At 68.5% G+C, this 12,095-nt stretch carries 12 protein-coding genes; 6 read left to right on the top strand and 6 right to left on the bottom strand.

All coding sequences use genetic code 11. From position 1 onward, the window contains the following. Window positions 1–26: 26 nt before the first annotated feature. Window positions 27–857 carry a hypothetical protein gene (locus ACFOW8_RS02825; RefSeq protein ID WP_378544954.1) on the bottom strand — a complete coding sequence of 277 codons (831 nt, stop codon included), beginning with the start codon at window positions 855–857 and terminating at the stop codon, window positions 27–29. Between the two features lie 246 nt (window positions 858–1,103). Here ACFOW8_RS02825 and ACFOW8_RS02820 point away from each other — a divergent pair, with 246 nt between their 5' ends. Next, entirely contained in the window at window positions 1,104–2,288 is a 1,185-nt protein-coding gene (locus ACFOW8_RS02820) for a thiolase family protein (protein WP_378544951.1), read from the top strand. Window positions 2,289–2,343: 55 nt separating this feature from the next. Here ACFOW8_RS02820 and ACFOW8_RS02815 read toward each other — a convergent pair whose 3' ends face one another. The 3 genes from ACFOW8_RS02815 to ACFOW8_RS02805 form a co-directional block, all read right to left on the bottom strand. Beyond that, window positions 2,344–2,634 carry a hypothetical protein gene (locus tag ACFOW8_RS02815; protein ID WP_378544948.1) on the bottom strand — a complete coding sequence of 97 codons (291 nt, stop codon included), beginning with the start codon at window positions 2,632–2,634 and terminating at the stop codon, window positions 2,344–2,346. Between the two features lie 192 nt (window positions 2,635–2,826). Continuing rightward, window positions 2,827–3,759, bottom strand: coding sequence for an alpha/beta fold hydrolase (locus ACFOW8_RS02810; protein WP_378544945.1), 933 nt, complete (start codon window positions 3,757–3,759; stop codon window positions 2,827–2,829). Window positions 3,760–3,997: 238 nt separating this feature from the next. Next, complete coding sequence (locus tag ACFOW8_RS02805) at window positions 3,998–5,179, bottom strand: AAA family ATPase (RefSeq protein WP_378544942.1); 1,182 nt, start codon at window positions 5,177–5,179, stop codon at window positions 3,998–4,000. A gap of 106 nt (window positions 5,180–5,285) precedes the next feature. Here ACFOW8_RS02805 and ACFOW8_RS02800 point away from each other — a divergent pair, with 106 nt between their 5' ends. From ACFOW8_RS02800 to ACFOW8_RS02790, 3 genes are all read left to right on the top strand, one after another. Further along, entirely contained in the window at window positions 5,286–5,567 is a 282-nt protein-coding gene (locus ACFOW8_RS02800; RefSeq protein WP_378544940.1) for a hypothetical protein, read from the top strand. A gap of 360 nt (window positions 5,568–5,927) precedes the next feature. Next, window positions 5,928–6,458 carry a C40 family peptidase gene (locus ACFOW8_RS02795; protein WP_378544937.1) on the top strand — a complete coding sequence of 177 codons (531 nt, stop codon included), beginning with the start codon at window positions 5,928–5,930 and terminating at the stop codon, window positions 6,456–6,458. A 3-nt stretch (window positions 6,459–6,461) separates the two neighbouring features. Then, on the top strand, window positions 6,462–6,854 hold the full coding sequence (locus ACFOW8_RS02790) for an RNA-binding S4 domain-containing protein (protein ID WP_378544934.1): 393 nt from the start codon (window positions 6,462–6,464) through the stop codon (window positions 6,852–6,854). Here the strand turns inward: ACFOW8_RS02790 and ACFOW8_RS02785 are convergent. Next, entirely contained in the window at window positions 6,851–7,990 is a 1,140-nt protein-coding gene (locus tag ACFOW8_RS02785; RefSeq protein ID WP_378544931.1) for a cation:proton antiporter, read from the bottom strand. The two genes, ACFOW8_RS02790 and ACFOW8_RS02785, sit on opposite strands and share 4 nt — an antisense overlap. After that, a complete protein-coding gene (locus tag ACFOW8_RS02780; RefSeq protein WP_378544928.1) occupies window positions 7,987–8,376 on the bottom strand; it encodes a hypothetical protein in 390 nt (129 codons plus the stop codon). The genes ACFOW8_RS02785 and ACFOW8_RS02780 overlap by 4 nt, the downstream gene beginning before the upstream one ends. Before the next feature lie 130 nt (window positions 8,377–8,506). Here ACFOW8_RS02780 and ACFOW8_RS02775 point away from each other — a divergent pair, with 130 nt between their 5' ends. After that, window positions 8,507–9,448, top strand: a complete 942-nt coding sequence (locus ACFOW8_RS02775; RefSeq protein WP_378544925.1) for an MBL fold metallo-hydrolase — start codon at window positions 8,507–8,509, stop codon at window positions 9,446–9,448. 271 nt (window positions 9,449–9,719) lie between these two features. Then, window positions 9,720–12,092, top strand: coding sequence for a lysylphosphatidylglycerol synthase transmembrane domain-containing protein (locus ACFOW8_RS02770; protein WP_378544922.1), 2,373 nt, complete (start codon window positions 9,720–9,722; stop codon window positions 12,090–12,092). Window positions 12,093–12,095: the final 3 nt, after the last annotated feature.

Raw genomic sequence — 12,095 nt, 5'->3', positions numbered from 1 at the left:
AAACAAGCTCCTCGAGTCGACGCGATTCAGTTGACGAACCGCAGGTCCGAAATGGTCTGGCTGGCGACGAGCATCACGTAGAAGTCGGTGAGCACCAGGGTGCCGAGGGTGGTCCAGGCCAGCGCCATGTGCCGGGTGTTCAGCTTGGACACCTGGGTCCAGAACCAGTACCGCACCGGATGCGCGGAGAAGTGCTTGAGCCTGCCGCCCGCGATGTGGCGGCACGAATGACACGACAGCGTGTACCCCCACAGCAGGATGACATTCACCAGCAGCACGATGTTGCCGAGGCCGAACCCGAAACCGCCGGTCTCGCCGTGGAAGGCGGTGATCGCGTCGTAGCTGTTGATCAGCGTGACGACCAGCGCGACATAGAAGAAGTAGCGGTGCGCGTTCTGGATGATCAGCGGCAGTCGGGACTCCCCGGTGTAGCGCGCGTGCGGTTCGGCGACCGCGCAGGCTGGCGGGGAGAACCACACCGACCGGTAGTAGGCCTTGCGGTAGTAGTAGCAGGTGAGCCGGAAGCCGAGCAGGAACGGCAGCACCACGAAGCCGAGCGGGATCCACATCGGCAGCTCGGGGAACGGCGTGCCGAAGTGACTCGAGCCAGGCACGCACGAATCGCTCAGGCACGGCGAGTAGAACGGCGTCAGATAGTGGTACTGCGGCACCCAATAGGCTGTGCGCACAAACGATCTGATCGTCGCGTACACGACGAACGCGCCGAGACCGAGCGCGGTGAGCAGTGGCGGTAGCCACCACCGGTCGGTGCGCAGGGTGCGTGTGGTGATGCGGGCCCGCGTCTTGCTGAAGACGCCTGTCCCGGACGACGGGGTGGCGGTGGGTGCGGCACTCACTTCGGATGCCTCGCTGATCGTCGGGTGGCGGCGGTGATCATTCTCCACCGCGCTGGACTGTGATGTGGAGCACCATACGCCTGTGTTATCGCCGCTCGTGGCCGGTCTCATGGAACGGGCCGCTGCGGCTGTCGGTGATCTCTATCACAGGTTTGGCGGGCGTGACGACTGGTCACGCGGGTGCAACAAACCTGTGGTGCGCTTTGTCCGTAGTTCCCCGCAACGGGGAAAGGAGCGTGACGAGCAATGAGAAGAGCCGCCATCGTGGCCCCCGTCCGCACGCCCAGCGGCGTGGAGGGCGGTGCGCTGTCGGGGATGCCCGCCGAATGGCTGGCGACCACCGTCCTATCGGCCGTCATCGATCGCGCGGGTATCGATCCGCTCCACATCGAGGACGTCGCGATGGCGTGTGTCGACGGTGGGCTCGCCGGGGTCCCCGCGATCGGCGCGCTCGCGGCACGGGGTGCGGGTCTCCCGTTCGCGGTCCCCGGATTCCTGACCGACCGGCACGGCGGCAGCGGGCTGCAGGCCGTGATCACCGCCGCGATGATGGTGCAGACGGGTGCCGCCGACGTGGTGGTCGCCGGCGGGGTGGAATGCGTCACCACCCCGACGCGCCTGCCTGGCGGCACCGAAGGCCTGCGCAATGCCGAATGGCTCGCGCAGTACTACGGGATCGACCGCACCGCCGCCGACGAATTCGCCGTGGCCAGCCATCGCAAGGCGGCGCGCGCCTGGCGGCAGGGCACCTTCGGCGCCGAGGTGGTTCCGGTTGGGGTCGCGGCCGGGGTGGTCGAACATCAGATCCGCAGGGACGAGGGCGTGCGTGACGACATGTCGACGCACACCCTCGGCGGATTGCGCCCACTGCTCGAGAACGGTGTCGTCACGGTGGGCAATATGAGCTCGCATCGGCTCGGCGCGTCGGCCTGTCTGGTCGTCGCCGAGGACCGGCTCACCGAACTCGGGCTGATCCCGATGGCGTTCCTGACCGGGTGGGCCGCCGCGGGCTGCGACGGGGACGGACCCGCGCTCGGCGCCGCGCCCGCGGTGGCGAAACTGCTCGGGCGCACCGGCTGCACGCTCGACGAGATCGATCTGCTCGAGGTCAACGAGGGCTATGCCGTCGAAGTGCTCGCGCTGGCGCATGCGTGGGAGCTGGACCCGCACGAGCGGCTCAATGTGAACGGCTCCGATATCGCCCTCGGACATCCGGTCGGTGCCACCGGCCTGCGGATCATGACGACGATGCTGCACGAACTGAACCGGACCGGTGGACGCTACGGGCTCGAGGCCATCGCGCTCGGCCACGATCACGGCATCGCCGCGCTGTTCGAGTCCGCCGAGTCCGCGGAGCCGACCGAGGCCCCGCGCGGCGCCAGGTTCCACGGCGTGCGTCCGAACAAGCGGTTCGGCAGGCACCGGGCCTGACGAAGGTCGGCGCGACGGCCCTGGCGAGCAGGACCGTCGCGCCGGTGAACAGGTACTACTTGGTCCGCGGCCGCGAGTGGAAGCCGAGGCCCTCGTCCTGTGCGCCCATCCAGGCCGCCTCGTCGGACTTGCTGTCCGGGACGTAGATCGGTTCGGCGCGCCGTGGGGTGGCGAGCTCCGGCGGTGGCGCCTGCTCGAACTCCTCGGCGTCGATGACGAGCCGCTCCAGGTCGTTCTCCAACCTGCGCACGGTGGCCGCGTCGCCGTAGTTGGTGCGCAGCGCGCCGATCGATTGCCGGAGTTGACCGACCGCGTAGCGCAGTTCCGCGATGTCGCTGCGTGTCATCGTTACCTCCTGATGTCTATGGCGGGCGGACCGACTCGTCGGATCACCTGGCACGCCCGTGAAACCCCGGGCCGCACTGCACCGAGTCGTGTGACTCACCACACAACGTGATCTCCACCACAATAACCGAGCTTTTCGGTTTGTGCCGAAGTTGGCTCGGATTCCACGATTGCCATCCGGTAACCGTCGGGCTCAACCCGCTACCGCGTAGTGCGCGCGCAGCCCGGCCGTCGCCCGCTCGACCAAGCCGGCGATCGAGGCGGCGACCTCCTCCGCGGACTCGAGGATCACGCTGTGTCCGGCCCCCTCGATGCGCACCAATTCGGCCGCGCGCAGCTGCGAGGCCAGCACCACCGAGTGGGTGAACGGCACCATCAGATCGGCTGTGCCTGCCAGCACCAGGGTCGGCAGGGTGCTCAGCCGTGGCAGCGTCCTTGCCTCGTCGAAAGTCAGTAGTGAGCTCAGGAAGCCGGCCATGGTCAGCAACGATGTCTCGCCGAGTACCGCCATCGCGATGGCGGCGACCCGTGGGTCCACCCGCCGGGTCCCGGTGCTCGCCTCGCGGATCAGCGGCCCGAAGACCCAGCGCGAGAGGCGCTTGGACGCGTGCATCATCCGCGGCGCCCGGACGACGGCTCGCTGCAGCGAGGCGACCGCGTGCCGATTGAGCAGCCTGCCGAGGCCCACCTCGGTGAGGCCGCCCGCTGCGCCCGCGATCAGCCCGATGCCCGCGATGCGCTCGCCGATAGCGGCGGGGAACAGTCGCGCGTAGGCGAGCAGCGCCATCGCCCCCATCGAGTGGCCGATCAGCACCACCGGCCCGGTCGGCGCGACCGCGCGCAGGACCGCGTCGAGATCGGTGGCGAGTTGGTCGATGGTGTAAGTGGCGGGGTCCGCGTGGCCGGATTCGCCGTGGCCTCGGTGATCGTAGAAGACCATCCTGACCTCGGTCTCCCACTGCCGCAGCAGATGCTCGCGCAGGAAGGACCAGGATTCGGTGTGCAGGCAGTGGCCGTGTGCGAAGACGACGGTCAGTGCGGCGGTGTCGGCGCCGAATACGCGGACGGCGATGGGGGTGCCGTCATCGGCGGTGACGGTGGCGCGGCGCCCTTCGGTGTTCGACATCCCGCCTCCCGAGGTCAGCTGGTGTACCCGTGTGTCGAGACAGGTTTCCGGGGCGTTAGCCCGCCAATCCTGGCGTTATCCAGCTGATGCGCAACCGAATCCGGGCGCTGTCCAGCCGTTACCGAGAAAGATATTCAACTATCTAGTTGCTTTGCTAGAAAGTTGTAGATCAATGTCGAGACGTGCTCGCGAGTGTTTCTACAGATTTCTAGATCGATGCGTAGAGAGGTGCAGAAAGCTATACGCTGCGCAGATAGCGGCCGAAGTGCGGGACCGTGAATCCGATCGTGCCGCGTTCGGCCGAGTAGATGAGGCCCTTCTTGATCAGTCCGTCCCTGGCCGGGGACACCGACGCGGGCTTGCGGCCGAGTTCGGCGGCCACCGCCGCGGTGGCGACCGGGCCGTCGTCGCCTGCCAGATCCGCCATGGCGCGCATGTACTCACGCTCGGCCGGGGTCGCGCGCTCGTACCGGGAGCCGAAGAACCCGACCGCCAATTCCTCCTCGGCGGCGGGTGCGGCCACCTCGACGTCCTCGGCGGTGATCGGGCTTTCGGGCGCCTGGTCCCAGGCCGCCTTGCCGTAGGCCTGCACGAAATACGGGTAGCCGTCCGCCTTGAGATAGAGCGAATCGAGGGCGTCGGAGGTGAACTTCACCTCCTCGCGCTCCGCGGGCACGATCAGCGCCAGGTCGGCCGACTCCCGGTCCAGCCGATCGATGCGGTGATAGCTGAACAGCCGCTCCGAGTAGCTCTTCGAGGCCGAGAGCACGGCGGGCAGATGCGGCAGGCCCGCCCCGACCACGATCAGCGGGGCGCCGTCCTGGCTCAGCTCGTGGCAGGCGCCGCAGATCGCGGACACATCGGCCGGGCCCAGATCCTGCATCTCGTCGATGAAGATGCCGATCCCGACGCCGATGTCGGCGGCGAGCGCCGCGGCCTCGGAGAGCAGCTCGATCAGGTCGATCTCGATATCGCCGGAATCCGCGCGGCCGGTCACCGCGGGCACGTCGATGCCGGGCTGCCAGCGTTCGCGCATGCCCTTGTCAGCGGTGGCGCGCAGCGCGAAGGCCTTGAGGATGCCGAGGAAGTCGTCGACGCGTTCGGGATTGCGGTGCGCCATCGCGATCGTGCGCACCGCCATGTGCAGCGCCGAGGAGAGCGGCCTGCGCAGATCCTGATCGGGCCGCGCCTCGATCTTGCCGGTACCCCAGCCACGGGTGACGGCCGCCGAGCGCAGCTGGTTGAGCAGGACGGTCTTGCCGACCCCGCGCAGGCCCGTGAGCATCACACTGCGTTCCGGCCTGCCGCGCGCGATCCGTTCGAGCACGATGTCGAAGGCGGCGAGTTGCTTGTCGCGCCCGGCCAATTCGGGCGGACGCTGACCGGCGCCGGGTGCATACGGATTGCGCACGGGGTCCATGCCGGACAACCGTAGCGCGGATCGACAGGGGAATCTCGGTAACTCTGGGCTGTGTCCTAGATACTGCTAGCGAACCCGAGACAACGCGCCGAGCGAACGGAGTGGCATGGCCGAGGAACCCCAGCGTGATGAACCGATGGTGACATCGACGGCGGCGTTCCTCGACGAGGTACCGATACCGGTCGAGGCACACCTGACCGAGTCGATCCTGGTCTTCCTGCGCGCCACCGTCGCCGAGTTCGGCGGCGACGATCCCGGCGCCGTGCCCGCCTACGCGCTCGCGCCGATGCTCATCGCCCTCGGCAGGCTCGAGGTGGACCTCGCCGACGCGCGCGCGCGGATCGCCGAGCTGGAGCGGGCCATCGGCCGCCGCGACGGTCACGGTTGATAACGCCACGGGTGCTTCGGGATATATGTCCGTTATACGCGGCGACACGCCGGTCCGGAGCCTCGTGTTCAGGACTTTCTCCGGTGTGCGCAAAGAACTTGCGTGTGCGGCTGGACACCGTGGATCACAGGCCGTAATCTTCTCGTGACTTAGTGGAGTCTGTCGCTTCGTCAGAGAAGCGGCGCCAGTGAGTTACCGCCGAACGAGCGTGATCGCCAAGCGATTCCGCGCACGGCGGTGGAGCAGCAAGATCGGAGACTCGTCTCGGTGGGTAAACACAGCTTGCAGCGGGATTCTCGACTGCCGAATTCCGTCAAGGGTGCACTCGTTATGGGTGCGGTGGCCGCCACGACCGGTGCGATGCCCGCGATTTCGCAGGCTGCCACGATCAACATTCCCGGCCTCGGTTCCTTCGACGTCCCGCCCGAGCTCGAGCAGCCGGCGCTGGAGATGGAGAAGCAGCTCCAAGCGATGGTGGCCCCGCAGGGCCAGGCCGCGCCGCAGCTGCCGAGCGTCGAATTCGAGAACCCCTTCCAGGAGCAGCAGTCCGCGGGCGATATCGCGCTCGACGCGGCGCGGACCAAGCTCGGCGCGGTCTACAGCTGGGGCGCCGCGGGTCCGTCGAGCTTCGACTGCTCCGGTCTCGTGCAGTGGGCATACCGCCAGGCCGGTATCGAGCTGCCGCGCACCAGCTTCGAGCAGTCCCACGTCGGCGCGCCGGTGTCGTTCGACAACCTGCAGGCCGGTGACATCGTCATCACCAACGGCGGCGGCCACGTCGGCATCTACGCGGGCAACGGTCAGCTCCTCAACGCTGTGCAGTCGGGCACCCCGGTGTCCTACACTCAGCTCAGCGCCGACGACGTGGTCACGGCTCGCCGTATCGTCTAAGGGGTGAGCCCCGCCGAACAACGCTCCTCCACCCAGGCCCGTGTCGATTCGTGGATCTGGGCGGTGCGCTTGTTCAAAACCCGCTCGGCCGCGGCGGAAGCCTGCCGAGGTGGGCACGTGCGAGTCAACGGCGTGACAGTCAAGCCCGCGCATCAGGTGAAACCCGGTGACGAGGTCAGGGTCCGGCATGCCGGGCTCGAACGCATCGTCGTCGTCGAGCGGATCATCCACAAACGCGTCGGACCGCCGATCGCCGCGCAGTGCATGATCGATCGCAGCCCGCCACCCCCGCCGAAGGAAGTGCTCGCGTCGATCCCGCGGCGCGATCGCGGTGCGGGCAGACCGACGAAACGCGAACGCCGCGAGACCGATCGGCTGATGGGCCGTAGTGACTAGGCCGGTGCGCTCGCCTTCGCCGCGAGTCTGCTCGCCGCGAAGGTCGCGGCCGTGATGGTGCACAGCGTCGCCAGCATGATCGCCGAGCCTTCGCCGGGTACGAGCACCCCAAGCTGACTTCCCACCGTCACCGCCGCCACTGGCACTCCAATCTGGGCGGCGGCCAGCGTGCCGTAGGTCAGCGGCTGACCGAACAGCCGCGCCGACCAGTGCACCGCCACCGCGCCGAGCCCGAGGGTGAGCCCGAGCAGGATGAACTGCGGATGCTCGCCCAGCTCCCGCAGATCGAGCCGGGCCCCGAGCCAGACGAAGAACAGCGGTGCCAGCAGGCCCTCACTGATGGCGAACACCTGCTTGGCCACCCGCCGCGGTTCGCCGACCCCGGCCACCGCCAGCCCGGCCGCGAAGCCGCCGAGCATGATCGACACATGCATCGCGCTCGCCACCCCGCACAGCGCGAACACCAGGATCAGGCTCACCCGGAGCTCGAGAGTGAACTGCCGCTCCTCGGACAGCTCGTGCACCTGCCGCTGGGCGCCGGTCTTCTGCAGGTACCGCAGCACCAGGAACATCACCCCGGCGCAGACGGCGACGACCACCGCGCCGATCGCGGCCCGCACGGCGTTCCCAGGATCGATCACCAGCGGCAAGGCCACGATGCACGCGGTATCGGCGATCGCGACCTGCGCGGTGAGCGCGAGGACCGGCGGCCCGGCCAACCGCATCGAGTCGATGATCGGCAGCGCCATCGCCGCCGAGGACGACGCCATCAGCACCGCGTAGATCGCGGCGTGCCCGCCGATATCGAAGGCTTGCGCCACCGCCCAGCCCGCGACGGCGGCGATCACGCCGACCAGCGCCGCCCGCACCGCGCCGGTGCCGAGCGCGCCGCGCACCGCCGGATCGCGGACCGGTACGTGGGTGCCCGCCGCGAACATCACCAGCGCGAAACCCATATCGGCGAGGAAGACGAAGATCGGGTCCTCGGCGTCGAGGATCCGCAAACCGGTGGTGCCGAAGATGATCCCGGCGATCAGCTCGCCGAGAATCACCGGCAGGTGCAGACGTTTCGGCAGTGCCAGCAACGGCCCGGCGACCCCGAGCGCGACGACAAGCGCCAGGGTCGTGAAGGTCATGGCATGGCGGCGATCTTGGCGGGGATCTCCACGTTCTCGTCGGCGAAGTACAGCGCGCACACCCGGTGGTAGCCGTCGGCGATCAGCATCGGCACATTGCGGCGGCAATCGCCGCGTACCAGCAGGATCGGCGAGAGCGCCTTGCCCTCGTTGATCTTCAGCAGGTCCTTGCGCACATGCGGGTTGTCCGGCGTGAGTGCCGTGAGCTGCGAGGCGCGCAGAATGTCTTTCGCCTTCTTCACGACCACCGGTGCGCCGCGGAGGTCGGCGACGATCGACTCGACCACGGTGGCGTCGGCGAGGAGGTCCAAATAGTCGGCGGCGGCCGGATAGTCGTGCTCCTCCGGGGTGTCCTTCCACCGCACCTGAATGATCTGGTCTGCCATCGGCTCATCATCCGCTTCGCCATGGGCGTTAGCCGGACAGTCGCTGGATGTCGCCGGTTGTTTATCCGATCGGTATTCGCGGCGCCGATCCAGGTAGTCGGGGTGTGGGCGATCGCCTACGGTGAATGCTATGGGTGAGTGCACGACGAAGTTATCAACGCTTCTCACCTGCTGTGTCGCCGCGGCGGCTACCGTCCCGCGGCTCATCCGGCCGCGCCAGGCCGACCGCGAATTCCTCGCCGGTCTGACACCGGCGCCGCTGCCACCGGCGGGCACCACGGTCGGGCTCACCGCGCTGATGCAGGCCGACCTGTCCGCGCCGACCGCGATCGTCGTCGAAGGCGCGCGCACCCTCGGTTCGACGCCGATGACCATGTCGGCGTTCCTGGTCCGCCATCCCAGCGCCACTTTCCTTGTCGATCCGGCTGTCTGCACCGGCGTCAACGACCGGGTGCTGCCAGAACTGCCGTTCCCCATCTCGGCACTGGTGGCACCGGCCGACCCAGTGCACGGGCTGAGCGAGGTGCTCGCCGAGCACGAGCTCTCCGGCGCCGATATCGACTTCGTGCTGCCCACCCACCTGCACTGGGACCACGTCTCCGGCCTGTACGAACTGCCGGGCTGGGTGCCGATCCGGGTGCCCGGTATCGAATACCGCTGGGCGATGGGCGGTCCGAACCCGCCGCTCGGTGTCGCCCGCAGCCCGCTGCGCGGCCGGATCTTCGACCTCTACGAGCTCGACGGGCCACCGGTGCTCACCTTCACCCGCAGCCACGACCTCTTCGGTGACGGTTCGGTCGTGCTGGTGGATCTGGCCGGGCACACGCCCGGCAGCGTCGGGGTGCTGTTGGCCGTCGACGACGGTTCGCGCGTGCTGCTGGCGGGCGACGCGGTATGGAGCGGGCTCCAGGTGGAACTGCTGCGCGAGAAGGCGCCGCTGCCGGGCCGGCTCGTCGACACCGACCGCGACACCGCCTTCGAGACCGTGCACCGCCTGCACGCCCTCCCCGCCGGTATCGAACTGATCCCCGGCCACGACCGCGCCGCCGTCACCGCCCGCGCACCGCGCTGACCGCCGCAGCGTGGTCGCCGCATGGATCACGGCATCGGCCGACGCGCCCGCCAGCGTGCGCAGCAGCCCGTCGCGGCCGATCGCACCGGTAGCGCCTGCGAGCAGAACCGGCCTGGGAAGCCCTTTCGCCGAAGGTGTCGGTCAACCTCCTCGACGAGTCGTGCCGTGCCGATGTGACGGCTTGTGACCCGCTTCACCAGCACGAAACCGACCGCGATATTGTCCGATGTCACGGCGGGTCGACGGCGTGTCGGTGTGTATCGTGCGGCTCATGCGAGTCGACGGGCGGGACATTCCGGTCACGGGAAGTCTGCTGCAGCCGCTGATCCGGCGGACCAGCGACATCGTCCGGGTTGTGCTGGCGGCGCTCGGTGTCGGCGTGGTGATCGCGGGCTCGTTCGTCACCAGGCCGGAATGGCTGGCGCTGGAAGACTCGGTGTCCAGGATCGTCGGCATCCTCAGCCCGGAGCAGTCCACCCTGGTGTACCTGGTCTACGGCATGCTGATCCTGGCCCTGCCGTTCGCCATCTTCATCGAGCTGGTGCTGCGCAGACAGTGGAAGCTGCTGGCGGGCTACGCGGCCGCGGGCCTGCTCGCCGTACTGGCTTTGTCGATCACCGGTTCGGGCATCTCCACCCCGAAATGGCATCTGCCGGTGCCGGACCGGTTCGACACCTTCCTGTCACAATTCCTCGACGATCCACGCTGGATCGCCATGCTCGCGGCCATGCTCACCGTCTCCAGCCCGTGGCTGCCGGTGCGGCCACGGCGCTGGATGTGGTTCCTGCTGTTGATGTTCGCGCCGATCCACCTGGTGGTCAGCTCGGTGGTGCCGGCGCGGGCGATGCTCGGGCTGGTGGTCGGCTGGCTGGTCGGCGCGGTGATCGTCTGGCTGGTCGGCACGCCGGCGCTGGAGGTGCCGCTGGAGGCGGCGGTCCGGGTGTTGGCCCGGCGTGGCTATACCGTGCTGGCCTTCCAGGTCGACCGGCCCGCCGGCCGCGGACCGCTGGTGCTGCGCACCGAGGTCGTCGGACCGGAGACCGAGATCATCGTCGAGATGTACGGCAAGAATCAGCGCAGCTTCGGCGCGATCCGGCAGCTCTGGCGCTGGATCACCTTCCGATCCAGCGAAACCGCGCCACTGCACGGATCGATGCACCGGGCTGTGGAACACCGGGCGTTGCTCGGCATCGCGATCGGCGACCTCGGCATGGCCGATTCGCATCAGGTCGCGGTGGCCAGCCTGGACCGCGGCTGGACCCTGTACGCGCACACCGTCCCGCGCGGCGCGCTGCTGGAAACCCTCTCGGCGCAGGTACTTCCCGGCGTGTGGCGGTCGCTGCTGCGGTTGCACGAGAACCAGATCAGCCTCGGTGACCTGCAACCCGGCTATCTGCGAGTGTGTCGGGGCGACACCCTCTTCGGCGGTTTCGCCGCCGCCGAGTTCGGCGCCACCGACGCCCAGCAGCAGACCGATATCGCCCAGCTGCTGGTGACGACCACCTCCGTGTTCGGCAAGCACGAGGCCGTCTCGGCCGCGATCGGGGTGCTCGGCGAGAGCACGGTGGTCACGGCGGCGCGGCGGCTCACGAAATCGGCGATGACCAACGGCATCCGCAAGGCGGTGCCGCAGTGGACCAAGGTGCTGGCCACCGCGCGCGACGAGGTCCGCGAGCAGACCGGGCACGACCGCATCCAGGTCGCCCAGCTCACCCGCTTCACTCGCAACCAGATCATCCAGCTGGTCCTGCTGTTCGCGCTGGTGTACGTGGCCTATCCGTTCATCAGCCAGGTCCCGACCTTCTTCAGCCAGCTGCGCACGCTGAACTGGTGGTGGGCGCTGCTCGGCCTGGTGATCTCGGCGATCACCTATGTGGGCGCGGCCGCCGCGCTCGGTGCCTGCGCGGATTGGGTGGTGCGGTTCCGTGACCTGTTCCTGGAACAACTGGCCAATACCTTCGTCGCCACCACCACCCCGGCAGGCGTCGGCGGACTCGCGCTGAGCGTGCGGTTCCTGACCCAAGCGGGGATGACGGCGATGCGGGCGACCGCGGCGGTGGCACTGCAGCAGTCGGTTCAGGTGATCACCCACCTGACTCTGCTCGTCGTGTTCAGCGTGGTGGCGGGAACGTCGGCGAACCTCGCGCACATCGTGCCCGACCCCACCGTGCTGTATCTGGTGGCCGGGGTCGGTGTCGGGCTGATCGGCGCGTTCATGTTCGTGCCGAAACTGCGCAGCTGGGTGCAGTACTCGGTGCGACCGCAGCTGCGCGAGGTGCTGTCGGAGCTGGCCGACCTGGCCCGCGATCCGGTCCGCTTCTCGATGATCGTCGGCGGTTGCGCAGCGATCACGCTCGGTCAGGCGCTGACGCTGTGGGTGAGTGTCGAAGCCTTCGGCGGCGGAACGGATTTCGTCGCCGTCACGATCGTCACCATGATCGGCGGTTCGCTGGCCTCGGCCGCGCCGACACCGGGTGGCGTCGGCGCGGTCGAGGCCGCGCTGATCGGTGGTCTGGCCGCCTTCGGCGTTCCCGCCGAGATCGCGGTGCCGGCCGTGCTGCTCTACCGGGTGCTCACCTGCTGGATTCCGGTGCTGCTCGGCTGGCCGGTCATGCGCTGGATGGGCGAGAAGAACATGATCTGAGCG

The sequence above is a fragment of the Nocardia rhizosphaerae genome, from assembly GCF_042650365.1.
In the GTDB taxonomy this organism is placed as follows: domain Bacteria; phylum Actinomycetota; class Actinomycetes; order Mycobacteriales; family Mycobacteriaceae; genus Nocardia; species Nocardia rhizosphaerae.
This window is presented reverse-complemented; position numbering and strand designations above follow the sequence as displayed.